Here is a 24,133-nt window from a genome sequence, read left to right as displayed (position 1 = left end):
CCATGGCACAGGACGACGGCAACTTCTTCTCGCGCTGGTCGCGCCGCAAAGAGGCCGCGCGCAGCGGCCAGGCGCTGCCGCCCGAGCCTGTGGTCGCCCGGGCCGCGCCGGTGGCGGCGCCCGCGCCCGTGGTCGCACCGGCCCCGCTGGCCGCGCCCGAGCCGCCGGCCGCGCGCGAGCCGGCCCCGCCCGCGCCCACGCTCGACGACGTGGCCCGGCTCACGCCCGAATCCGACTTCAGCCGTTTCGTCGCCAAGGACGTGAGCAGCGACGTGCGCAACGCCGCGGTGAAAAAGCTGTTCGCCGATCCGCACTTCAACGTGATGGACGGGCTGGACATCTACATCGACGACTACAGCAAACCCAGCCCGCTGTCCAAGGCCGAACTGGCCATGATGGTGGGCGCGAAATTCCTCAAGCTCGTCGACGACCCCGACGAAAAAAAGGCCGAGGCGCCCGCCGCCCCGACGGCCCCCACGGACGGCGGGCCCACCGCCGCCACCCCCAGCCCCCCCGAGGGCAACCCGACCCCGTCCCACGATGACCACGCTGATCTGCAATTGCAACCAGACCATGCCCCTGGACCCCAAGGCCCTGGGCGCGGCACTGGATGAAGACCTGAGCGCGCACACCACGCTGTGCCGGCGCGACGCGCCCGCTTTCCAGCGCGCCTGCCGCAGCAGCGACGACCTGGTGGTGGCCTGCACCCAGGAAAGCCGGCTCTTCAACGAACTGTCCGAACAGACCGAGGGCGCGGTGGCGCTGGACGTGCGGCCGATCCGCTTCGTGAACCTGCGCGAAACCGGCGGCTGGGGCCGCGAGGCCCGGGCCGCCACGCCCAAGATGGCCGCGCTGCTGGCGGCGGCGCGCCTGCCCGATCCCGAGCCGGTGCCCACCGTCACCTACACCAGCGCGGGCCGCGCGCTGATCATTGGCGCGCTCGATGCCGCCGAGGCCCTGGCCGCGCGCGTGGCCGACGTGCTCGACGTGACCGTGCTGGCCCAGGGCGGCCGCGGCCAGCAGGCCCACACCTGGCCGGTGCAGAGCGGCGAACTGGTCTCGCTCGGCGGCTGGCTCGGTGCCTTCGATGCGGTCTGGCGCAAGGCCAACCCGATCGACCTCGACCTGTGCACGCGCTGCAACGCCTGCGTCGCGGCCTGCCCCGAAGGCGCGATCGGGCTCGATTACCAGATCGATCTGGACAAGTGCCAGAGCCACCGCGCCTGCGTGCAGGCCTGCGAGGCCGTGGGCGCGATCAACTTCCAGCGCGAGGCTTCCGATCAGCGCGAGCGCTTCGACATCGTGGTCGACCTGCGCGCGCAACCGGCCTTCGCGCAGCACGCGCCCCCGCAGGGCTACTTCCACCTGCCGCAAGGCCTGCACAGCGAGGCCGGCCTCGCGGCCGTGCTGCGCTTGCGCGAGCTGGTGGGTGAATTCGAGAAACCCAAGTTCTTCCAGTACAAGCAGAAGCTGTGCGCACACGGCCGCAACGAGACCGTGGGTTGCGACGCCTGCGTGCAGGTGTGCTCGGCGCTCGCCATCCGCAGCGAGGTCGAGCGCCAGCAGATCGCGGTGAACCCCAACCTGTGCGTGGGCTGCGGCGCCTGCACCACCGTGTGCCCCACGGGCGCGCTGAGCTACGCCTACCCGCGCGCGGCCGAGCAGGGCGCCAAGTTGCGCACCGTGCTCGCCACCTACGCCAAGGCCGGCGGCCAGGACGCGGCGCTGCTGCTGCACAGCCAGGGCGCGGGCAGCGCGCTGATCGACGCGCTGGGCCGCGAGGCGCAGCTGCGGCCCAAGGCTGTCAAGGGCGTGCCCGCGCGCGTGATCCCGCTGCCGCTGTGGCACACCGCCTCGGTGGGCCTCGATCTGTGGCTCAGCGCCTTCGCCTACGGCGCCTCGCAGGTGTGGGTGCTGGTGACCGACGAAGAAGCGCCGCAGTACCTCGACGCGCTCGGCGGGCAGATGGCCGTGGCCCAGGCGCTGGTGAACGGCCTGGGTTACAGCGGTACCCATTTCCGCCTGGTGCGCGCGCGCGACGCGACCACGCTCGACGTGCAACTCGCCTCGCCGCCCGCGCAGGGCGTCAAGCGCCGCGCGGGCTTCGCGGTGCAGGCCGACAAACGCGCCACGCTCGAACTCGCGCTCGACCACCTGCTGCAGGACAGCGCGGCGCTCGCGCGCAGCGCCGAGGCGATTGCGCTGCCCGCGGCCTCGCCGTTCGGCGCGGTGAACGTGGACAAGGACCGCTGCACGCTGTGCCTGAGCTGCGTGAGCGCCTGCCCCGCGAGCGCGCTGCTCGACAACGCCGAGCGCCCGCAGCTGCGCTTCGTCGAGAAGAACTGCGTGCAGTGCGGCCTGTGCGCCACCACCTGCCCCGAAGACGCGATCACGCTCGCGCCGCGCCTGCTGCTCAGCGAGCAGCGCAAGCAGCCGCGCGTGCTCAACGAAGCCCAGCCCTATGGCTGCGTGCGCTGCGGCAAACCTTTCGGCACGCTCAAGGGCGTGGAGCTCATGCTGTCCAAGCTCTCGGGCCACGCCATGTTCCAGGGCGAAGCGCTCGAGCGCCTCAAGATGTGCGGCGACTGCCGCGTCGTGGACATCTATTCCAACCCGGGCGAAACCCGCATCAACGATCTCTGAAAGCCCTTGCCATGATGGAGCGCATCCCCGTTTCCTCCACGCTCGACGAAGAGACCGCGCGGGCCGAGGTCTATGGCCTGCTGGCCGCGCTGTACTACGCGCCGCCGTCGGCCGAGCTGATGTCGCAGCTGCGCGTGGCCGTCACCGAAGCGCCTGCGGCCGGCGCCTTCCTTGAAGAATCGTGGCGCGGCGTGGTGGCCGCGGCGCGCGAGCTCAGCGACCCGCAGGTGGTCAGCGAGTTCGACGAGCTCTTCGGCGGCGTCGGCAAGCCCGAGGTGATGCTGTTCGGCTCGCACTACCTGAGCGGCTTCCTCAACGAAAAACCGCTGGCGCAACTGCGCAGCGACCTCGCCGAACTCGGCCTGGCGCGCGACGAGTCCATGCCCGAGACCGAGGACCACGTGGCCTACGTGTGTGAGGTCATGCGCTACCTGATCGCGGGCGACGACGTGGCCGTGGCCAACCTCACGCGCCAGCGCGCCTTCTTCGCGGCCCACGTGCAGACCTGGGTGCCGCAGATGTGCGACGCGCTGGCCGCCCACCCGAAGGCGCGCTTCTACGCGGCGCTCGCGGGCTTCACCAACGCTTTCATCGGCGTCGAGGCCCAGGGTTTCGACATGCTGGTCTGACCTCAGGAGACACGACATGCCCAAGGCTTACTGGGTGGCGCGCGTGGACGTGGACGACGTCGAGCGCTACAAGGCCTACATCGCGGCCAACGCCGAGCCGCTGCACGCCTACGGCGCGAAGTTCCTCGTGCGCGGCGGCCGCTTCGAGTGCCCCGAAGGCAGCAGCCGCAGCCGCAATGTGGTGATCGAGTTCCCCTCGTTCGAGCAGGCCAAGGCCTGCTACGAATCGCCCGGCTACCAGGCCGCGGTGGCGCTGCGCACGCCGGTGTCGGTGATCGACCTGGTGATCGTCGAAGGCTACGACGGCCCGCAGCCCTGAGCGGGGCGCCCGGGGCTGCGAACGCGGCCCTTGCGGGCGTCAGTACAGGTAGACCGCGCCGCTGGCGGGGGCATCGGTCAGGCTCTGGTCGCCGCCCACGCCGGTGGCGCTGCTGCTTTCCCCGATCGCGCCGACGGCCAGGGTGAGCAGGCCCTGGCTGTCCTGCGCCAGCGCCAGGTTGTTGCCGAAGCGGCCGCCGTCTTCGATGGCGTTGCTCGGCTTCACCTGCGCCCGCTGGCGCCAAGCGTCCCCCTCGCGCTCGAAGACATAGGCCGCGCCCCTGCTGGGGGCGTTGTCGTTGTCGACCGCCGGATCCGCCAGGCCCAGCGCATCGCTGTCTTCGCCACGCGCGCCGACGGCCAGCGTGCGGCCGTCGGCAGACAGCGCGACAGCAACGCCAAAGACGTCCGACTCACCGGCGTTGGACGCCTTCACGAGCGCCAGCTGGCGCCACGCGTTGGCGGCGCGCACGAAAACATAGGCGGCGCCGCTGCTGGGCACGTTGCTGCCTTCACCCGGCGCACCCACGGCCAGCGCGGTGCCGTCGAGCGAGAGCGACACGCTGGTGCCGAAGGCGTCGGTGGTGTGGGCATTGGACGCCTTGATGTAGGCGGTCTGCACCGTGCCCAGGGGGAAGCCCGAAGCGTTGGTGCCGCCGTCGCCAAAGAGGTAGACGGCGCCGCTGTCCAGCGCCGATTCGTCGGTCTGTGTGCCGTTGATGCCGCTCGCGCCGCTGTCTTCGCCTGGTGCGCCGACGGCCAGGCTCAGGCCATCGGCGCTCAAGGCCACGGTGGTGCCGAAGCGGTCGTTGGCGCCCGTGTTCGAGGGCTTGATGTAGATGGCCGGGTTCCAGACATTGCTCTGGTAGGCGAAGGTGTAGACCGCACCACTCTGAGGTGCGCCGAGGTTCGGGTTGGGACCCAGGTGCGCGTCGAAGACGCCGGCGTGGTTGCTGCTTTCGCCCGGGGCGCCCGCGGCCAGGGTGTTGCCGTCGGCCGAGAGCGCCACGCTGCTGCCGAAGGCGTTGCCGGTTTCGCTGTTGTAGGTCTTGATGAAGGCGTCTTGCGTCCAGGCGCCGGCGCTGCGCGAGAACACATACACCGCGCCGCTGTTGCGCGTGCCGGACTCGGTGTCGCTCTGGTTGATGCCCAGGCGCGAACTGGATTCGCCGATCGCCCCGACGGCGAGCCGGCCGCCATCGCCCGAGAGCGCCACGCTGGTGCCGAAGTAGTCGAAGGCCTCCGTGACCGCGGCCTTCACATAGGCCTGCTGCGCCCAGGCCGTGCCATCGCGCACGTACACATAGACCGCGCCGCTGAACGGGGCGTTGCTGTCGTGGTTCGGCTGGTCGATGCCCGAGCCGCTGTCGCTTTCGTAGGGCGCGCCCACGGCCAGGGTGCCGCCATCGGCCGACAAGGCCACGCTGAAGCCGAACACCTGGTTCGCGGCCGTGTTCGACGCCTTCACGTACCCGATGGCTGTGTTGAGCGAATCCGAGGCCGCCACCGGGACCGAATCGGTGCAGCCGCCGCGGTTGCAGGCCCTGAGGAGGTAGCGCGCGTTGATGTGGGTGGGCAGGAACACCAGCCGGTCGTGCTGCGTGGTGTCCGTGGGCAGGTCGCTCGCCAGCGCGGTGTACGGGCCGTCGCCCTGGGGCGATTCGAGCAGCGTGTAGCGCGGCTCACCGCTCACCGCGGTCCAGCTGAAATGCAGGCCCTTGATGCCTTGCAGCGTGAGCGTGAGCACGGGTTTGCCCGGTGGCGGTCCGAGGTCTTCGGCCACGAAACCGCCACCGCCACCGCCGCACCCCGTGAGGGTGCACACGACTGCGAGAGTGAACAGGCCGTTCAAGGCCGAGCGAAAGGTGTTCATGGCAAGGACCTGGCTCGGTTGGGGTTTGTGGTGGCGGGATGGGGGCCGCGCGGCGTCAGGTCAGTACAGGTAGACCGCGCCGCTGTTGAGCGCGTCGGTGCGGCCCTGGTCGCCGCCCACCCCCGTGGCGCCACTGTTCTCACCGGTGGCGCCCACCGCCAGGGTGGCCATCCCGTTGCTGTCTTGCGCCAATGCCAGACTGCCGCCGAACCGGTTGCCGGGGCCGGCATGGGGCGCCTTCACATACGCCTGCTGGCTCCAGCCCGCGTTTCCGCGAACAAACACATAGGTCGCACCGCTGCCGGCGGCGTTGTTGTTGTCGGCCGGCGGGTCCGTGAGGCCGATCGCATCGCCGTCTTCCTGCTGCGCACCCACGGCCAGCGTGTTGCCGTCGGGCGAGAGCGCGAGGCTGAAGCCGAACAGGTCGAGCGCGCCGGGGTTGAAGGCCTTGAGGTAAGCGCTCTGGCTCCAGCTGTTGCCCGCGCCGCGGGCGAAGACGTAGGCCGCGCCGCTCGCGTCACCGCCCGCGCCCTCCTGCGGGGCGCTGATGGCCAGCGTCGCGCCGTCGTGCGAGAGTGCGACCACCGCGCCGAAGGCATCGCCCGCGGTGGTGGTGGACGGCTTCACATAGGCCGTCTGCTGCATGTCCGGGTCGACGGGCGACACGGCGTCGACGTGCGTGAAGACATAGGCTGCGCCGCTGTTCGGCGCCGCGTTGTCGCCCTGGGCGCCGTTGAGGCCTTGCGCGCTGCTGGCTTCGCCCGGGGCGCCGACCGCCAGGGTCTGGCCGTCGCCGCTCAGGGCGAGGTGGGTGCCGAAGCGGTCGTTGGCCCCGGTGTTGGAGGCTTTGATGTAGAGCCCCGTGGTCCAGACGGCATTGATGGAACGGTAGGTGTAGACCGCGCCGCTCGATGGCGCGCCGACGTTGCCGGCGGGCGCGACGCTGATGGTGAACACGCCGGTGAAGTTGCTGCCCTCACCCGGTGCGCCGGTGGCCACCGTGCTGCCATCGGCCGAGACCGCCACGCTGCTGCCGAAGGCGTGGTTGGCGGCGCCGTTGAAGGCTTTGATGAAGGCTTTCTGCGTCCAGCTGGCGTTGCTGCGGGCGAACACGTACACGGCACCGCTGTTGGGTTCGCCGGCCTCGGTGTCGGGTTGGTTGATGCCCGCGCGCGAGCTGGATTCGCCGGGCGCCCCCACCACGAGCACCTGGCCATCCGCCGAGAGGGCCACGCTGTTGCCGAAGCGATCGCCGGCTTCGGACTTGCCGGCCTTCACGTAGGCCTGCTGCACCCACGATTGACCGTCGCGCGCATACACGTACACCGCGCCGCTGCTGGGCGCAGCGTCGTCGTTGTTGGCCTGGTTGATGCCGGAGGCGCTGTCGTCTTCGAGCGGTGTGCCCACCGCCAGCGTGTTGCCGTCGGCCGACAGCGCCACCGAGGTGCCGAACTCGTCGTTGGTGCGCGTGTTCGAGGCCTTCACGTAGCCGATGGCGCCGTTGAGCGGCAGCAGGAGCGCCACCGGCTGCGAATCGGTGCAACCCCCGCTGTTGCAGGCCTGCAGGATGTAGCGCGCGTTCACGCGCGGGGGCAGGAAGGCCTGGAATGTGTACTCGGTGCTGTTGGCGGGCAGGTTGTCGGCCACCACGGTGTAGTTGCCATCGCCCTTGATCGATTCGAGCAGCTTGTAGGTGACGAGGCTGTCCACAGGCGCCCAGCTGAAGCGCAGGCTTTTGACGCTGTAGGCGCCCGCCGCCAGCATCAGCGCTGCTGGCGGGTCGACGGTCGAGCCGCCGCCACCGTTGCCCGCCCCCGGGCCGCCTGCACCGCCCGTGCCGCCGCACGCCGTGAGGGCAGCGGCCACAAGGAACGCAAGCGCGCCACTGCAGATCGAACGCAGGAATTTCATGGTGGGGTCCTTGAAGAATTCGGGTGATTCATTCAAGAACAAGCCGCCGCCATCCACCATTCGCCTCATGCCTTAAGCCCTGGCATGCATCGGGCGGCCGGGGCCTAACACCGGCGTAGGCCGTGGCCCCTGGCCGTTCGTTCGTTCAGCGCGCGCCGGGTCGGCCGTCGTGGGTCGATGGGGCGGCCGGCGCCTGCGGCTCGGTGAACAGCGTCACGGTGAAGACCGCGCCCTGCGCGCCGTCGCTGCGGTTGGCCGCGGCGATGTGGCCGCCGTAGCGCTCGACCAGGCCCTGGCTGATCCAGAGGCCGAGACCGTTGCCGTCGTTCTTCGTGGTGAAGAAGGGCCTGAACAGACGTTCGAGCGTGACCGGCGTCAGGCCGCTGCCGCTGTCGATCACCTGCAACTCGGCGCCGTTGTCGGTGTCGCGTGTGCGCAGGCGCAACACGCCGCCCTCGGGCATGGCCTGGATCGCGTTGATCAGCAGGTTGATGATGACCTGCTGCAGCTCCTGCCGGTTGATGCCCACGCGCTGCGTGGCCTGCGCATCGCGTTCGATGGCGATGCGGGTCTTGGCGAGCAGGTGGCCCACCAGCACCAGGCAATCGTCCACCGTGCGGTTGAGGTCGAGCGTGTCCACGTAGCCCGCGTACTCGGTGGGCCGCGCGTACTGCAGCAGCTGCGTGACGATGATGCGCATGCGCTCGATCTGCTGGTCGATCAGCGCGAGTTCGCTGCGCACGGCCTCGCTCTGCGGGCCGAGCATGTCGCGCATCAGGTCGAGGTTGCCCTGCATCACCGCGATCGGGTTGTTGATCTCGTGCGCGATGCTGGCCGTGAGCTGGCCGATGGCGGCGAGCTTCTCGCTCTTGACCAGCTGCTGCTGCGCCTGGCGCAGCGAGGCGTTGCTGGCCTGCAGCTCCTGCGTGCGCTCGGCCACTTTGTGGTCGAGCTCGTTGGCCCAGCGCTGCAGCGCGGCGGTCTTGTCGTCGATGGCGTCGAGCAGCTGGTCGAGGTGGCCCGCGAGCGCGCCGAGTTCGTCGCGCGCGCGCAGCGTGCCCACGCGCGCCTGGCCGTCACCGAGCTCCACGCGCTGCATGGTGAGGTTCATCTGCTGCACCGGCTCGAAGATGCTGCGCGCCCAGCGCAGCGAGAACCAGGCCGAGGCCGCCATCACCGCGCCGAAGATCAGGCCGATGAGCGCGAGCATGGCGTAGCGCATGAAGCGAAAGGGCGCCTCGGTGAAGCCCACGTAGAGCATGCCGATGCGCTCGCCGCCCGCATCGAGCAGCGGCTGGTAGGCCGACACGTACCAGTCGTTGACCACGAAGGCCAGGTCGAGCCAGGTGCGGCCTTCGCCGAGCACGGTCTCGCGCACCGCCTGCGACACGCGCGTGCCGATCGCGCGCCGATCCTGGAACAGCCGCACGTTGGTGGTGATGCGCACGTCGTCGAGGAACAGCGTGGCCGTGCCCTGACTGTCGAAAGGCAGTGAGCCCGCGGGGTAGACGATGCGGTTGATGTGGTCGATGAAGTCGAGGTTCTGGTTGAGCAGCAGGCCGCCGCTGATCACGCCCAGCGTGCGGCCCTGGCCATCGAGCACGGGCTGCGTGGCCAGCGCGACCATGGCGCGGTCTTCGGTGCGGCGCTCGCTGGGCGCGGCGTTGCGCGTGGCCACGAGCGGGATGTCCAGGCGCTGCGCCAGGTGCGGCGCGAGGCTGCGCAGCTCGGTGTTGGAGAGCACGCGCAGCGCGGCCTTGGCGCGATCGCGCGGCGCGGCGCGTTCGCCCGCGAGGCGACCGAGCAGCGGCGTGCCGGCCGCGGTCGCGGCGCCGGGCGCCTGGGGCAGGGCGCCGCGCGCGATCACGCGGCCTTCCCGGTCGTAGAGCACCAGGAAGTCGAGGTTGAGCCGTTCGCGCTCGGCGCGCAGGTGCGCATCGAGCAGGGCCGCCGCGCCGCTGCCCTGGTCGCGCAGCGCGTCGGCAAGCGCGCGCGAGTCGGCCACGCCCAGCGTGCCCGAGCCCACCTCGATCAGTACCTGGTCGAAATAGCCCTGGGCCACCGCGAGGTCGCTGCGCACCTTGGTGATGAGCAGGCGGTCGTAGGCCTGGTTGCTCCAGATGGCCAGCGCCGCCACGAGCAAGGGGAACGCCACCAGCAGCGGCAGCAAGGCCATGGCCAGCAGCTTGTTGCGCACCGAGGTGGCGAGCCACCGGGGCGTGCGCAGCAACCTCAAGCCTGGCCCCATTCGGCCACGCGGCGCTCGAGCGTTCGCCGCGACACGCCGAGCAGTTGTGCGGCGCGGGTCTTGTCGCCGTGCACCGATTCGAGCACCGAGAGGATGTGCATCTTCTCGAGCGAGTGCAGGTCGATCGGCCGGCCCTCGGGCAGCGCGGCGGGCGTGCCCGGATAGAGCGCCGACACGTTGAGGTTGCCCAGGATGAGCGAGCGCTCGATGAGGTTGCGCAACTCGCGCACGTTGCCAGGCCAGTCGTACTGCGCGAGGAAGTCCATTTCCTGGTCGCTGATGCGCAGCGGCTCGGCGCCCAGCGCGGGCGCGAGCTGCGCCATGAAGTGCGCGACCAGCGCGGGGATGTCCTGCTTGTGTTCGCGCAGCGGCGGCAGCGTGAGCTCGACCACCTGCAGCCGGAAATAGAGGTCTTTGCGGAAGCGGCCCGCGGCCACCTCGGCGCTGAGCGAGCGGTGCGTGGCCGCGACGATGCGCAGGTTCACCGGCACCAACTGCTCGCTGCCCACGGGGCGGATCTTCAGGTCTTCGATCGCGCGCAGCAGCGTGGCCTGGATCGGCAGGGGCAGCTCGGCGATTTCGTCGAGAAAGAGCGTGCCGCCGCGCGCGTAGTGGAACAGGCCGTCGCGCGCACGGGTGGCGCCCGTGAACGCGCCGCGCGCGTGGCCGAACAGCTCGCTCTCGATCAGCTCGGGCGACACGGCCGCGCAGTTCACCGGCACGAAGGGGCCGCTGGCGCGCGCGCTGCGCGCATGCAGCTCGCGCGCCACCAGTTCCTTGCCGGTGCCCGATTCGCCCTGCAGCAGCACCGTGCTGTCGACCGCGGCCACGCGTTCGAGCGAAGCGCGCAGCGCGCGGATCGCGGGCGACTCGCCCACCAGCGCGGCGCGGTGGATGGGCGCGCCCGCGATGGCGCGGCGCAGCACGAAGTTTTCGCGCCGCAGCAGGGCGCGCTCGTGGCACTGCTTGATGGCGTTGAGGATCTGCGGCACGCGAAACGGCTTGAGGATGAAGTCCGACGCGCCCGCGCGCAGCGCCTCGATCGCGGTGTCCAGGTCGGCGAAGGCGGTGATGAGGATGACCTCGCCGGTGAAACCCTGTTCGCGCAGCTCCTTGAGCCATTCCACGCCGCTCTTGCCGGGCAGCGAGATGTCGAGCACCACCAGGTCGACGCGGTGGCCGCGCAGCCATTCGGCGCCTTCTTCGGCGCTGGTTGCGCTCATCACGAAGTGGCAGCGCGGGGCCAGCGTCTTGACCAGGAAATTGAGCATGCCCTGCTCGTCGTCCACCACCAGGATGGACCAGTCGGGCCAGCCTTCGAGCGGTCGTTCGGGGGCGGCAGGGGTTGTTGTTGTCGTGTCCACCGGCGGCATTCTAGGAACGAGGCCGAGCGAATCACTCAGGCATTGGCGCAAACCCGACGGCCCCGGTGGGCCGCGCGCGCCGCGCACCGTGTCGCACGGCGCGACAAGTTGTCGCGGGGCGGTGCGACAGACTGACCCGTCGGCCCCATATCGAAGTCCAAAGTTCTGCGGGTAAGCCCGGACCGACGGCCCGATTCACCCCGTGCCTGAGAGCCGTTCTCAAGCATGCGGCTGGCACGCTTCTGGCTATGAAATGCGGAGCAGCGGTGCGGCGCGCAGGAGGCTTTTGTCAAGCGACGCCGTGCTGCTCTGCAACGAAGACGCGCAGCGGTGACAAGCGGTTGCACCACCCGGGGGGGCGCAGTAGATTCCGGGTATGCAAAGCGCCCACACGTGGTGTGCGGGCCTGCGCGTTTTCCGGAGACATGCATGAAAAACACCCCCCGCGACGGTCAGCCCCAGACCCGTCTGAGCCGCCGAACCGTGTTCGCCGGCGCCACCACGGTGGGTGCGCTGGCCGCTGCAGCCACGGTGCTGCCCCGCGGCGCCGCGCCCGAAGCCGCCACCGCCGCCGAACCCAAGCCCGCGCCCGAGCGTGGCGGTGGTTACGCGCTGAGCGACCACATCAAGCATTACTACCAGACCGCCCGTCTCTGATCGCGCCACGACCGCGGAGATCCCCATGCTGCTGACCAAAAAGACCCCGACCGCCGGTGGTGCCGTTTCGCGCGCGCACTCCACCTTCGTGCACAACCTGCAGCGCGGCCTGGCCGCCGCGCTGCCCACCATGGACCGGCGCGCCTTCCTGCGCCGCTCGGGCCTGGGCCTGGGCGTGGGCCTGGCCGCCACCCAGCTCACGCTGGTGAAGAAGGCCAGGGCCGCCACCGGTGGCTCCATCGACGGCACCGGCAAGATCGAAGTCAAGCGCACGGTGTGCACCCACTGCTCGGTGGGCTGCGCGTCCGACGCCATCGTCGAGAACGGCGTGTGGGTGCGACAGGAGCCGGTGTTCGACTCGCCGATCAACCTCGGCGCGCACTGCGCCAAGGGCGCGGCCCTGCGCGAGCACGGCCACGGCGAGTACCGCCTGCGCTACCCGATGAAGCTCGTGAACGGCAAGTACCAGCGCATCAGCTGGGACGAGGCCTACGACGCCATCGTCAAGAAGATGAAGGCCCTGCGCGAAGCCAGCGGCCCGGACTCGGTCTACTTCGTGGGCTCGTCCAAGCACAACAACGAACAGGCCTACCTGCTGCGCAAGTTCGTGAGCTTCTGGGGCACCAACAACTGCGACCACCAGGCGCGCATCTGCCACTCCACCACGGTGGCCGGTGTGGCGAACACCTGGGGCTACGGTGCGATGACCAACTCGTACAACGACATGCAGAACAGCAAGGTCGCTCTGTACATCGGCTCGAACGCGGCCGAAGCGCACCCGGTGTCCATGCTGCACATGCTGCATGCCAAGGAAACCGGCTGCAAGATGATCGTGGTCGACCCGCGCTTCACGCGCACCGCGGCCAAGGCCGATGAATACGTGCGCATCCGCTCGGGCTCGGACATCCCGTTCCTGTTCGGCGTGCTGTACCACATCTTCAAGAACGGCTGGGAAGACAAGAAGTACATCGCCGACCGCGTGTACGGCATGGAGGCCGTCAAGGCCGACGTGATGGCCAAGTGGACGCCCGAGAAGGTTGAAGAGGCCTGCGGCGTGAAAGAGGCGCAGGTCTTCAAGGTCGCGAAGATGCTGCACGAAAACAGCCCCGGCACCATCGTGTGGTGCATGGGCCAGACGCAGCACACCATCGGCAACGCCATGGTGCGCGCCTCGTGCATCCTGCAACTCGCCCTCGGCAACGTGGGCAAGAGCGGCGGCGGCACCAACATCTTCCGCGGTCACGACAACGTGCAGGGCGCGACCGACGTCGGCCCCAACCCCGACTCGCTGCCCGGCTACTACGGCATCGCGGCCGGTTCGTGGAAGCACTTCGCCAACGTCTGGGGCGTGGACTACGACTGGATCAAGTCGCAGTACGCCGAAGGCCAGATGGAGAAATCGGGCATCACCGTGTCGCGCTGGATCGACGGCGTGCTCGAGAAGAACGAGCTGATCGACCAGGGCCCGAACATCCGCGGCGTGTTCTTCTGGGGCCATGCGCCGAACTCGCAGACGCGCGGCCTGGAAATGAAGAAGGCCATGGACGCGCTCGACCTGCTGGTCGTCATCGATCCCTATCCCTCGGCCACCGCCTCGATGGCGGCCATGCCCAGCGACAGCATCAACCCCAACCGCGAGGTTTACCTGCTGCCCGCGGCCACGCAGTTCGAGACCAGCGGTTCGTGCACCGCGTCCAACCGCTCGCTCCAGTGGCGCGAGAAGGTGATCGACCCGCTGTGGGACAGCCGCAGCGACCACATGATCATGTACGAGTTCGCGCAGAAGCTCGGCTTCGCGGAACAGCTCGTCAAGAACTACAAGATGCAGAAGGTCAAGGGCCGCGACGAGCCCGTGCCCGAAGACATCCTGCGCGAGATCAACAAGTCGGTCTGGACCATCGGCTACACCGGCCAGAGCCCCGAGCGCCTCAAGGCCCACATGCGCAACATGGGCGCCTTCGACGTCAAGACGCTCAAGGCCAAGGGCAAGGTGGTCGACAAGGAAACCGGCTACGACATGAGCGGTGACTACTTCGGTCTGCCCTGGCCCTGCTACGGCACGCCCGAGATCAAGCACCCGGGTTCGCCGAACCTGTACGACACCTCCAAACACGTCATGGACGGCGGCGGCAACTTCCGCGCGAACTTCGGCGTCGAGCGCGAGGGCGTGAGCCTGCTGGCTGAAGACGGCTCGCACTCGCTGGGCGCCGAGATCACCACCGGCTACCCCGAGTTCGACCACGTGCTGCTCAAGAAGCTGGGCTGGTGGGGCGACCTGAGCGAGGCCGAGCAGAAGGCCGCCGAGGGCAAGAACTGGAAGACCGACCCCACGGGCGCGATCATCCGCGTGGCCATGAAGCACGGCTGCCACCCCTTCGGCAACGCCAAGGCGCGCGCCGTGGTGTGGAACTTCCCCGACGCGATCCCGCAGCACCGCGAGCCGGTCTACGGCACGCGCCCCGACCTCATCGCCAAGTACCCGAGCCACGACGACCAGAAGAACCGCTGGCGTCTGCCCATCCTCTACAAGTCGCTGCAGGCGAAGAACGTGGAGGAGAAGATGCACGAGAAGTACCCGCTCATCATGACCTCGGGCCGCCTGGTCGAGTACGAGGGCGGTGGCGAGGAAACGCGCTCGAACCCCTGGCTGGCCGAGCTGCAGCAGAACATGTTCGTCGAGATCAACCCCAAGACCGCCACCGAGCGCGGGGTGCGCCAGGGCGAGCAGGTGTGGGTGACCACGCCGACCGGCGCGCGCATCAAGGTGATGGCGCTCGTGACCGAGCGCGTGGGTCCCGACACCGTGTGGCTGCCGTTCCACTTCTCGGGCCACTGGCAGGGCGCCGACATGAAGCCCTACTACCCCGACGGCGCGTACCCGGTGGTGCGCGGTGAAGCCGTGAACACGGCCACGACCTACGGCTACGACATCGTGACGATGATGCAGGAAACCAAGACGACCATCTGCAACGTCGAGAAGGCATAAGGCAGGAGAACACCATGGCCCGAATGAAATTCATCTGCGACGCCGAGCGTTGCATCGAGTGCAACGGCTGCGTGACCGCCTGCAAGAACGAACACGAAGTGCCCTGGGGCGTGAACCGCCGCCGCGTGATCACGCTCAACGACGGCGTGCCCGGCGAGAAGTCGATCTCGGTGGCCTGCATGCACTGCAGCGACGCGCCCTGCATGGCGGTGTGCCCCGTGAACTGCTTCTACCGCACCGAAGAAGGTGTGGTGCTGCACGACAAGGACGTGTGCATCGGCTGCGGCTACTGCTCCTACGCCTGCCCGTTCGGCGCACCGCAGTTCCCCTCGCAGGGCACCTTCGGCGTGCGCGGCAAGATGGACAAGTGCACCTTCTGCGCCGGTGGCCCCGAGGCCCACGGCAGCCAGAACGAGTTCGTGAAGTACGGCCGCAACCGCCTGGCCGAAGGCAAGCTGCCCGCCTGCGCCGAGATGTGCTCGACCAAGGCCCTGCTCGCCGGCGACGGCGACGTCGTGGCCGACATCTTCCGCAACCGGGTCCTCACGCGCGGCAAAGGCGCCGAAGTGTGGGGTTGGGGCACCGCCTACGGCACCGCACAAGGACAGAAATCGTGATCAAGCGCCTGACCCTCACCTCCCTCGCGATCGCGGCCGTGCTGGGCCTGGCGGCCTGCGGCGAAAAGCCGCAGGCGCTCAACGCCAACGGCGTCAAGCAGGACCCCGCGCCCTACACCGGCGTGACGATCAAGAGCCAGTACGTGCAGTCCGGCTGGACCGCGGGCGACAAGAACAGCTGGGAACAGCAGCTCAAGGCGCGCGCGCAGTACGGTCAGAACGATTACACGCGCGTCGGCGCGCAGCAGAAGTAAAGGCCAGCCCATGCACACCCAAGCGACTTCGCGCGGGCGCTCCGGCCTTCGGGCCTGGGCGCTGGCCGCGGTGCTCGGCCTAGCAGCCGGCTGGGCTTCGGCCCAGACGCTCAAGGTCGATCCCGCCGACGACCCGGCCCCGCAGCAGGCTGCGCCCGCCCAGGGCGGCGGCATCAAGGGCCAGAACATCTTCGAGGTCCGCCCCGACGCCGACAAGGACCCGAACTACGCCAACCAGACCAACGCCGAGCGCCGCCAGGTGCAACCCGGCAACAACGCGCCCGTGTGGCGCGAGGTCAGCGGTGGCGTCACGGGCTCGACCATGCTGCCGTACCCCGAGTTCGGCAACCTGATCCAGGGCTTCGTGAAGTACCCGGGTTCCAACCTCACCACCGCGGGTGAGGCCTGGCGCCAGGTGCGCAACAACTGGATCATTCCCTACGGCGGCTCGCTGCTGCTGATCGCCCTGGTGGCGCTGGCCCTGTTCTATTTCACCAAGGGCACGATCGAACTGCACGGCGCCGAAACCGGCCGCAAGATCGAGCGCTTCACCTACTTCGAGCGCGCGGCGCACTGGGTGAACGCCATCGCCTTCGTGGCACTGGGCATCTCGGGTGTCGTGATGGCCTTCGGCAAGTTCTTCCTGTTGCCCATCATCGGCAGCACGCTGTTCGGCTGGCTCACCTACGCGCTCAAGAACGTGCACAACTTCGTGGGCCCGCTGTTCGTGGTCTCGCTGATCGTGGTGTTCCTCGTGTTCGTGCGCGACAACCTGCCGAGCAAGGAAGACCTGCAGTGGCTGCTCAAGGCCGGTGGCCTGTTCGGTGGCGCCGAGGTGCCCTCGCACCGCTTCAACGCCGGCGAGAAGGTGCTGTTCTGGGGCGGCGTGTTCCTGCTCGGCCTCATCGTGGCCGGCTCGGGCCTGTTCCTCGACAAGCTCGTGCCCTCGGTGGAGTTCACCCGCGCCAACATGCAGGTGGCCCACATGATCCACGCGAGCGCGGCCGTGCTCATGATGGCCATGTTCCTCGGCCACATCTACATGGGCACGCTGGGCATGCGTGGCGCCTACAGCGCCATGAAGACCGGCTATGTCGACGAGACCTGGGCCAAGGAGCACCACGAGCTCTGGTACGACGACATCAAGGCCGGCAAGATCCCCGCGCAGCGCTCGGCCGCCAAGCCCGACGCCGCGGGCCAGCCCGCCAAGGCCTGATCCATTGGAGACGAACCGCATGTTCCCGAAGAAACACCTCCTGATCGCCGCCGCCCTCACGGGCCTGGCCTTCGGCGCGCAGGCCAAGCTGCCCGCACCGGCCCCGCTCACGCCCGAAGCCGCGGCCAAGGCCGACGAGGCCAAGGCCAAGGCCGCGCACACCGCGAAGGTCGACGCCTACAAGCTGTGCAAGTCCATGGACAAGGCCGCGGCCAACCACTTCAAGACCACCGCGGGCGCGGGCAAGCAGCCCTCGGCGAACGCTCCGGCCTGCACCGACCCGGGCCCGTTCGCCTACGTGCCGCCCAAGCCCGCCGAGGCCGCGGGCGCGCATTCGCCCGCCGCGCCGGCCGTCTCCCCGCCGAGCCAGCAGGCCCCCGCGGGCGCGCCCACGCCCAAGAAGCCCTGATCCGGCTGCGCCCGGCGCGCCGGGCGAGCCAGGGCCGCACCCTTCGGGGTGGCGGCCCTTTCTTTTTGCATTAGTCTCGATCCATGCGATTGCCCCAACTGACCGCGGCGCAGGCCCCGCTGACCGAGTCGATCGACGCCGTGGACGAACACGGCCAGACCCGCCGCATCCACATTCCCGCCGAGCGCGACCTCACGGTCTACGTGGACAAGCGCGAACTCGTGACGCTCATGACCCTGGGCGCGCACCCCGAATGGCTCACGCTGGGCTATCTGCTGAACCAGCGGCTGGTGGCGTCGGTCGACGCGATCGAATCGGTCACTGTCGACTGGGACGTGAACGCCGTGAGCGTGAAAACGCGCGAGGGCATAGACCGCATCGAGGAGCGCACCGCGCGCCGCGTGGTCACCACCGGCTGTGGCCAGGGCAGCGTGTTCGGCGGGCTCATGGACGACCTCGACCGCGTCGAACTGCCGCCCGGCGTGCTGCGCCAGTCGCAGCTCTATGCCATCGTCGATGCGATCCGCCTCAAAGAGAGCACCTACAAGTCGGCCGGTTCGGTGCACGCCTGCGCGCTGTTCCGCGGCACCGAGCTGGCGCTGTTCGTGGAAGACGTGGGCCGCCACAACGCGGTCGACACCATCGCCGGCTGGATGGCCTTGAACGAGGGCCCCCACGCTCCGCCGCTGCGCGGGTCGCTGCCCCCCGAGGGGGCTGATCCGGCTTGGGGCGGCCCGGCGCCGGATCGTGCTGCGCCGCAGCTCGACAAGGTCTTCTACACCACCGGCCGCCTCACCAGCGAGATGGTCATCAAGAGCGCGCAGATGGGCGTGGCCGCGGTGGTCTCGCGCAGCGGCATCACCCAGATGGGCCTGCAGGTGGCGCAGCGTGTGGGCCTGTGCGCCGTGGGCCGGGCCACCAACAAGCACTTCCTCTGCTACGCGAACCCGCAGCGCCTGCTGTGGGACGCGGTGCCGCCGCCCGCGCCCGAACGGCGCTGATGCCCCGGGGCCGGCGCGGCTCCGCAAAACACCCCCTAAACTCGGGTCAACCCGGTACTGGCCGGGGTGTTTCACTTTTCCGATTCCGCCATGGCCCGCGACGTCCACGTCATCTCCCACCCCCTGGTCCAGCACAAGCTCACGCTGATGCGCCGCAAGGACACCAGCACCAAGAGCTTCCGCGAGCTGGTGCACGAACTCAGCGCCTTGCTTGCCTACGAGCTCACGCGCGACATGCCCATGCAGGAGATCGACATCGAGACCCCGCTGGAGCCCATGAGGTCACGCGTGATCGACGGCAAGAAGATCGTGCTGGCGTCCATCCTGCGCGCGGGCAACGGTTTCCTCGACGGCATGCTGCAGGTGATCCCGGGGGCGCGCGTGGGCCACATCGGCCTGTACCGCGACCCGGCCACGCTGCAGGCGGTGGAGTACTACTTCAAGATGCCGCAGGACATGCACGAGCGCGACGTGATCGTGCTCGACCCCATGCTGGCCACCGGCAATTCGGCCGTGGCCGCGGTGGACCGGCTCAAGAAGACGAACCCGCGCTCGATCCGCTTCGTCTGCCTGGTGACCTGCCCCGAAGGCCTCAAGACCTTCCACGACGCCCACCCCGACGTGCCGGTGTACACCCCGGCGATCGACCGCGGCCTCAACGAGCACGGCTACATCGTGCCGGGCCTGGGCGACGCGGGCGACCGCATCTTCGGCACCAAGTGAACCCGGCGCGCGCCGCGCGCTCCAAGCCCTCCATGACCGCCACCCCCGCCCCGCTGCCCGTGCGTTCCTGGTCCCTGGGCTGGACCTCGCTGCGCCGCGACTGGCGCGCCGGCGAGCTGCGGCTGCTGGTGATCGCGGTGACGCTGGCGGTGGCCGCGCTCACGGCCGTGGGCTTTTTCGCCGACCGCCTGCAGGGCGGCCTGGCGCGCGACGCGCGCGCGCTCATCGGCGGCGACGCCGTGGTGGTGGCCGACAAGGCGCCCGACGCGCGCTTTGACGCCCGCGCGCGCGAGCTCGGCCTGGACACCACGCTCTCGCTCAACTTCCCCACCATGGGCCGCGCGCGCGCCGAAGAGGGCGGCAGCGCCCGGCTGGTGGCGCTCAAGGCCGTGGGCGCGGGCTATCCCCTGCGCGGCAGCCTGCGCGTGGCCGACGCCCCGGGCGCGCCCGACGCGCCCACGTGCGACATCCCCGCGCGCGGCACCGCCTGGGTCGACGCCGCGCTGCTCGCGCAACTGGGCCTGCAGATGGGCCAGCCGCTGCTGCTCGGCGATGCGAGCTTCACCATCGGGCGGTTGCTCACGGCCGAACCCGACCGCGGCGCGGGCTTTCTCACCTTCGCGCCGCGCGTGATGATCCACGCCGACGACCTGCCCGCCACCGGCCTGGTGCAGCCCGCGAGCCGCATCGTCTACCGCCTCGCGGTGGCCGGGTCCGATGCGCGCGTGGCCGACTTCAGCCGCTGGGTGCAGCGCACGATCGAAGACCCCGCCGTGCGCGGCGTGAGGCTCGAATCGCTGCAGGGCGGGCAGCCGCAGATGGAGCAGACGCTCGCGCGCGCCGAGAAATTCCTTAACCTCGTGGCCCTGCTGGCCGCGCTGCTGTGCGCGGTGGCGGTGGCGATCGCGGCGCGCGGCTTCGCGCAGCGCCACCTGGACGACTGCGCCATGCTGCGCGTGCTGGGGCTGTCGCAGGCCACCATGGCGCGCGCCTACTGCGTCGAGTTCGCGCTCACCGGCCTGTTCGCGAGCGCGCTCGGCGTGTTGCTGGGCTGGGCCGTGCACCACGTCTTCGTGCTGCTGCTCGCGGGCCTGGTCGAGTCCAGCCTGCCCGCGCCCACACTCGCGCCCGTGCTGCTGGGCCTGGGCATGGGCCTCACGCTCATGATGGCCTTCGGCCTGCCGCCGGTGCTGCAACTGGCCAAGGTGCCGCCGCTGCGCGTGATCCGCCGCGACGTGGGCCAGCCCAAGGCGGCCACGCTCGCGGTGCTGGGCCTGGGCGTGGCGGGTTTTGCGGCGCTGCTGCTCGCGGCCAGCCGCGACCTGGTGCTCGGCGGCATCGCAGTGGGCGGCTTCGCGGCCGCGGTCGCGGTGTTCGCCGCCATCGGCTACGGCGCGGTGCGGCTGCTGCGCGCCAGCGTCAACGAAAGCACCGCGCCGCGCGCGCTCGTGATGGCCACGCGCCAGGTGTCGGCGCGCCCGGTGTTCGCGGTGGTGCAGATCAGCGCGCTTTCGGTCGGCCTGCTCGCACTGGTGCTGCTGGTGCTGCTGCGCACCGACCTGATCCAGAGCTGGCGCGCGGCCACGCCGCCCGATGCGCCCAACCGCTTCGTCATCAACGTGCAGCCCGAGCAGGCCGAACCCTTTCAGGCCGCGCTGCGCCAGGCCGGCGTGAACCGCTACGACTGGTACCCCATGATCCGCGGCCGCCTGGTGAGCGTGAACGGCCGCAGCGTGGTGCCCGAAGACTTCGCCACCGACCGTGCGCAGCGCCTGGTGGACCGCGAGTTCAACCTCTCGAACGCGGCCGAACCGCCCGACCACAACCCCGTGATCGCGGGCCGCTGGACGCCCGAAGAGGCCGACGGACTGAGCGTGGAAGAGGGCCTGGCCAAGGAGCTGGGCCTGAAGCTCGGCGACCGGCTGGGCTTCGACATCGCGGGCCAGACCGTGGAGCGGCGCATCACCAGCCTGCGCAAGGTCGACTGGGCTTCGATGCGCGTGAACTTCTTCGTCATCTTCCCGGTGGCGCAGCTGCCCGACGTGCCGCTGACCTACATCAGCGCCTACCGCGCGCCCGAGGCCGCGGGCTTCGACAACGCGCTGGTGCGCGCATTCCCCAACATCACCAATGTCGACCTCACGCAGACCATCGCGCAGGTGCAGCGCGTGCTGGGCCAGGTGATCGCGGCGGTCGAGTTCCTGTTCGCCTTCACGCTCGCGGCCGGTTTGGTGGTGCTGCTCGCGGCCGTCACGGCCACCCGCACCGAGCGCGAGCGCGAGTTCGCGATCCTGCGCGCGGTGGGCGCGAGCTCTCGGCTGCTGCGACAGGTGCAGCGCATCGAACTGCTGGGCGTGGGCCTGCTCGCGGGCTTCCTCGCGTCGGTGGTCGCCGCGGTGGTGGGCTGGGCGCTCGCGCGCTACGCCTTCGAGTTCGACTGGACCGCTTCGCCGCTGGTGCCGCTGGCCGGCGCGGCCGCGGGCGCGGTGCTCGCGCTGGCCGCGGGCTGGTGGGGGTTGCGCAGCGTCTTGCGCACCCCCGTGATCGAAACCCTGCGCAAGGCAAGCGTTTGAACATCGAAGAAAAACCCCCGTTCGACACCCCGTTCGAGTGGATCGGCGGCGAGGCGCGCGTGCGCGCCCTGGTCGACCGCTTCTACGACCTCATGGACCTCGAGCCCGGCTACCGCGAGCTGCGCGCGGCCCACGGCAGCACGCTCGACGGCGCGCGCGACAAGCTGTTCTGGTTCCTGTGCGGCTGGCTCGGCGGGCCCGACCACTACCAGTCGCGCTTCGGCCACCCGCGCCTGCGCATGCGCCACATGCCCTTCGCCATCGGCATCCAGGAGCGCGACCAGTGGCTGGCCTGCATGGACCAGGCCATGGGCGAAACCGGCGTCGATGCGGCGCTGCGCGCGCGGCTGAAGAACAGCTTCTTCCAGACCGCCGACTGGATGCGCAACAGCCCGGGCTGAACGCCCGCGCCCTGCGTGTCAGCGCGCGGCCGCGGTGAGGCCGCCGCGCAGCGCGAGCGGGCCGTACCAGGCCTCGGTGTCCACGCGCGTGTTGTTGCTGTCGGTCATCAGGCCCAGGCCGGTGAGCGCGCCGGGCGCATGGCCGAAGGCGAGCCGGAAATCGTCGTGCACGTCGCGGTCGTGGTCCACCCAACGGCCCAGCCGCTCGGTGCCGCTTTGCACCACCAGCTTGCGGATGCGCCGCGTGTGCGGGTTGTCGATCACGCTGCCCACGGGGTAGCGGTCGTCCCACACGTAGATCAGCGTGGCGTAGGGCATGGGTTCGCCCGTGACGAGCTGCGCGAGCTCGGACAGCATGTGGTCGCGGCGCGACCAGCTGGCGCGGTCGCCGTCGAAGGTGAGGATGATGCGCGCCACCGCGTCGTCGGCCTCGGCGCTCCTGAGGTCGGCGTGCGGCAGCAGCGCCGGCACCCACCACGAGAACTGCAGCCGCGCGCCCGGCGCCAGCGCCGCGGGCTGCAGCGGCAGGCGCAGCGTGCTGTTGCCCGACACGCTGCGCGCATGCAGGGCGGGGCGGCCTTCGCGCTCGCTGGCTTCGTAGAGCGTGGGCTGGCGGTTGCCGTAGCGCCGGTGCACCCAGGGGCCGCTGGCCTGCACGCCGTCGAGCGTGGTGGCACGCGCCCAGGCGGACTGCGCGAGTCGCTCGGGCTCGTCGGCTGTCGGCGCGCTGGCGCAGCCGCCCAGGGCGAGCGCGCCCATGCCGAGCAGCCAGCGCCGGCGCGGCCAGTCGGTGGGGTGGGGGGTATCGAACATGGGCGCGAATCATGCCCGTTTCACGTGACGGCTGTCTGACCTGTCGGCGGCTGGCCGGGCCGCGCGTGGCCGCCGTCACACGGGGCGCAGCAGCACGACCAGCGCGCCCGCGCCGCCCTCGGCCGGACGCGCCTGCACGAAGGCCATCACTTCCTTCTTCTGCACCAGCCAGCGCAGCACCCGGCCCTTGAGCACCGGCGTGCGCCCGGGCGAGCCCAGGCCCTTGCCGTGCACCACGCGCACGCAGCGCAGGCCCAGGCGGTGGCTGTCGTGCACGAAGCGGCCCAGCGCCTCGCGCGCCTCGTCGGTGCGCAGGCCGTGCAGGTCGACCGCGGCCTGGATCGCCCAGCGGCCCTCTCGCAGCTTGCGCACCACGTCGGCGCCCAGGCCGGGGCGGCGGTAGCTCAGTTGTTCGTCGGTGTGCAGCAGGGTTTCCACGTCGAACTCGTCCGACAGCGCCTCGCGCATCACCGCGGCTTCGTCGCGTTCGCGCTGCACCGGCCTGGGCTCGGGCAGCGGGCGGCGCTGCTCGCTGCGGCCGTGGGCACGCAGGCGCTGCACCGGGCCCACCGCGATCTCGAACAGCCGGCGCTCGCGTTCGCGCCGCGCCGCGGCCTGCCGCTCGGCCTCGCGTTCGGCGATCTCGCGCGCGCGGCGCTCGGCCAGGGCGTTGCGGATCGACTTCAGTTCGCTGAGCGCGTTGACCTTCATGCCCGGCATTGTCGGGCCGGGCGGGCATCCCAGTGCGACGCTCGGGACGCTCGGAGCAGGGGCTCAGAGCAGGCCCAGCTCGGCGAAGGACGCGCCGCGCTCGCGCGTGACCACGATGTGGTCGAGCACGCGCACGCCCACCAGCGCCAGCGCGTCGCGCAGGTTGCGCGTGAGCGCGATGTCGGCCGGCGAGGGCTCGGCCAGGCCGCTCGGGTGGTTGTGCGCCAGCAGCACGGCCGCGGCCTGGTGGTGCAGGGCACGCAGCACCACCTCGCGCGGGTAGACGCTGGCCTGGTTCACCGTGCCGCGGAACAGTTCCTCGAAGGCGATCAGCCGGTGCTGGCTGTCGAGCAGCATGAGCGCGAACACCTCGTGCGGCCGGTCGCCGATCTGCAGGCGCAGGAAATCGGTGGCGGCCTTGGGGTCGTTGAGCACCGAGCGCGTCTTGAGCGGTTGCGCCAGCGCGCGGCGGGCCAGCTCCATCACCGCCATGATCAGGGCGCGCTTGGAAGGCCCCAGGCCCTTCACCGGCTTGAGCGCCGCCGCGTCGGCGTGCAGCAGGCCGGCCACCCCGCCGAGTGCATCGAGCAGTTCCTGGGCGAGCTGCAGCACGTGCTTGCCCGGCAGCCCGGTGCGCAGCAGCACCGCGATCAGCTCGGCATCGCTCAGCGCTGGCGCGCCCAGGCCGAGCAGCTTCTCGCGCGGGCGGCACGCGGCGGGCAGACATTTGAGACCGACCGGCGGGGGGCTTTGCATGGGTTTTCTCCCTGAACCGGCCAGTTTCTA

At 70.2% G+C, this 24,133-nt stretch carries 21 protein-coding genes; 14 read left to right on the top strand and 7 right to left on the bottom strand.

The window, feature by feature from the left end:
- The first annotated feature begins 2 nt into the window (after positions 1-2).
- Genes WDZ95_RS04385 through WDZ95_RS04370 form a run of 4 tightly spaced genes read left to right on the top strand, consistent with a single transcriptional unit; the run spans position 3 to position 3,591 of the window.
- Positions 3-614 carry a DUF3306 domain-containing protein gene (locus tag WDZ95_RS04385; protein ID WP_425776499.1) on the top strand — a complete coding sequence of 204 codons (612 nt, stop codon included), beginning with the start codon at positions 3-5 and terminating at the stop codon, positions 612-614.
- Entirely contained in the window at positions 541-2,643 is a 2,103-nt protein-coding gene (locus WDZ95_RS04380; protein WP_425776497.1) for a 4Fe-4S binding protein, read from the top strand. Before WDZ95_RS04385 ends, WDZ95_RS04380 begins: the two co-directional genes overlap by 74 nt.
- Positions 2,644-2,654: 11 nt before the next feature.
- Entirely contained in the window at positions 2,655-3,272 is a 618-nt protein-coding gene (locus WDZ95_RS04375) for a TorD/DmsD family molecular chaperone (protein WP_425776495.1), read from the top strand.
- Positions 3,273-3,288: 16 nt separating this feature from the next.
- Complete coding sequence (locus tag WDZ95_RS04370; protein ID WP_425776493.1) at positions 3,289-3,591, top strand: DUF1330 domain-containing protein; 303 nt, start codon at positions 3,289-3,291, stop codon at positions 3,589-3,591.
- A 39-nt stretch (positions 3,592-3,630) separates the two neighbouring features.
- On the opposite strand, the gene WDZ95_RS04365 is transcribed toward WDZ95_RS04370, so the two are convergent.
- From WDZ95_RS04365 to WDZ95_RS04350, 4 genes are all read right to left on the bottom strand, one after another.
- Entirely contained in the window at positions 3,631-5,463 is a 1,833-nt protein-coding gene (locus WDZ95_RS04365) for an FG-GAP repeat protein (protein WP_425776491.1), read from the bottom strand.
- Between the two features lie 60 nt (positions 5,464-5,523).
- Positions 5,524-7,374: an FG-GAP repeat protein gene (locus WDZ95_RS04360; protein ID WP_425776489.1), complete on the bottom strand. Its 1,851-nt coding sequence runs from the start codon at positions 7,372-7,374 to the stop codon at positions 5,524-5,526.
- Positions 7,375-7,519: 145 nt separating this feature from the next.
- Positions 7,520-9,610 (bottom strand): sensor histidine kinase, encoded by a 2,091-nt coding sequence (locus tag WDZ95_RS04355; RefSeq protein ID WP_425776487.1) that lies wholly within the window; start codon positions 9,608-9,610, stop codon positions 7,520-7,522.
- On the bottom strand, positions 9,607-10,995 hold the full coding sequence (locus WDZ95_RS04350; RefSeq protein ID WP_425776485.1) for a sigma-54-dependent transcriptional regulator: 1,389 nt from the start codon (positions 10,993-10,995) through the stop codon (positions 9,607-9,609). The genes WDZ95_RS04355 and WDZ95_RS04350 overlap by 4 nt, the downstream gene beginning before the upstream one ends.
- 420 nt (positions 10,996-11,415) lie before the next feature.
- Between WDZ95_RS04350 and WDZ95_RS04345 the strand changes: the two genes are divergently transcribed.
- The 10 genes from WDZ95_RS04345 to WDZ95_RS04300 all read left to right on the top strand — a co-directional run bounded on the left by WDZ95_RS04345 (position 11,416) and on the right by WDZ95_RS04300 (position 21,823).
- A complete protein-coding gene (locus WDZ95_RS04345) occupies positions 11,416-11,643 on the top strand; it encodes a formate dehydrogenase (protein ID WP_425776483.1) in 228 nt (75 codons plus the stop codon).
- A 25-nt stretch (positions 11,644-11,668) separates the two neighbouring features.
- Positions 11,669-14,629: a formate dehydrogenase subunit alpha gene (locus tag WDZ95_RS04340; protein ID WP_425776481.1), complete on the top strand. Its 2,961-nt coding sequence runs from the start codon at positions 11,669-11,671 to the stop codon at positions 14,627-14,629.
- Positions 14,630-14,643: 14 nt separating this feature from the next.
- Positions 14,644-15,246, top strand: coding sequence for a formate dehydrogenase FDH3 subunit beta (fdh3B, locus tag WDZ95_RS04335; protein ID WP_166230662.1), 603 nt, complete (start codon positions 14,644-14,646; stop codon positions 15,244-15,246).
- Positions 15,243-15,500 (top strand): hypothetical protein, encoded by a 258-nt coding sequence (locus tag WDZ95_RS04330; RefSeq protein ID WP_166230664.1) that lies wholly within the window; start codon positions 15,243-15,245, stop codon positions 15,498-15,500. The genes fdh3B and WDZ95_RS04330 overlap by 4 nt, the downstream gene beginning before the upstream one ends.
- Positions 15,501-15,510: 10 nt before the next feature.
- Positions 15,511-16,716 (top strand): formate dehydrogenase subunit gamma, encoded by a 1,206-nt coding sequence (locus tag WDZ95_RS04325; protein ID WP_425776479.1) that lies wholly within the window; start codon positions 15,511-15,513, stop codon positions 16,714-16,716.
- 19 nt (positions 16,717-16,735) lie between these two features.
- Positions 16,736-17,125, top strand: a complete 390-nt coding sequence (locus WDZ95_RS04320) for a hypothetical protein (protein WP_425776477.1) — start codon at positions 16,736-16,738, stop codon at positions 17,123-17,125.
- Positions 17,126-17,208: 83 nt separating this feature from the next.
- The gene (locus tag WDZ95_RS04315) at positions 17,209-18,126 is read left to right on the top strand and encodes a formate dehydrogenase accessory sulfurtransferase FdhD (RefSeq protein WP_425776475.1); all 918 of its coding nucleotides are present in this window, start codon (positions 17,209-17,211) and stop codon (positions 18,124-18,126) included.
- Positions 18,127-18,216: 90 nt separating this feature from the next.
- Positions 18,217-18,849 (top strand): uracil phosphoribosyltransferase, encoded by a 633-nt coding sequence (gene upp / locus WDZ95_RS04310; protein WP_425776473.1) that lies wholly within the window; start codon positions 18,217-18,219, stop codon positions 18,847-18,849.
- A gap of 32 nt (positions 18,850-18,881) precedes the next feature.
- The gene (locus WDZ95_RS04305; RefSeq protein ID WP_425776471.1) at positions 18,882-21,422 is read left to right on the top strand and encodes an ABC transporter permease; all 2,541 of its coding nucleotides are present in this window, start codon (positions 18,882-18,884) and stop codon (positions 21,420-21,422) included.
- Entirely contained in the window at positions 21,419-21,823 is a 405-nt protein-coding gene (locus WDZ95_RS04300) for a group II truncated hemoglobin (RefSeq protein ID WP_166230682.1), read from the top strand. Before WDZ95_RS04305 ends, WDZ95_RS04300 begins: the two co-directional genes overlap by 4 nt.
- An 18-nt stretch (positions 21,824-21,841) precedes the next feature.
- Here the strand turns inward: WDZ95_RS04300 and WDZ95_RS04295 are convergent, their stop codons facing one another.
- The 3 genes from WDZ95_RS04295 to radC form a co-directional block, all read right to left on the bottom strand.
- Positions 21,842-22,636 carry a DUF3047 domain-containing protein gene (locus WDZ95_RS04295; protein ID WP_425776468.1) on the bottom strand — a complete coding sequence of 265 codons (795 nt, stop codon included), beginning with the start codon at positions 22,634-22,636 and terminating at the stop codon, positions 21,842-21,844.
- 75 nt (positions 22,637-22,711) lie between these two features.
- Positions 22,712-23,356, bottom strand: coding sequence for a Smr/MutS family protein (locus tag WDZ95_RS04290; RefSeq protein WP_166230687.1), 645 nt, complete (start codon positions 23,354-23,356; stop codon positions 22,712-22,714).
- 54 nt (positions 23,357-23,410) lie between these two features.
- Positions 23,411-24,103 (bottom strand): RadC family protein, encoded by a 693-nt coding sequence (gene radC, locus WDZ95_RS04285; protein WP_166230690.1) that lies wholly within the window; start codon positions 24,101-24,103, stop codon positions 23,411-23,413.
- Between the last annotated feature and the right edge of the window lie 30 nt (positions 24,104-24,133).

It is taken from the genome of Hydrogenophaga sp. T2 (assembly GCF_049843535.1).
GTDB classification, from domain to species: domain Bacteria; phylum Pseudomonadota; class Gammaproteobacteria; order Burkholderiales; family Burkholderiaceae_C; genus Hydrogenophaga; species Hydrogenophaga crocea.
Note: the sequence above shows the minus strand (reverse complement) of the source record. Positions and strands in the feature narration are given on the sequence as shown.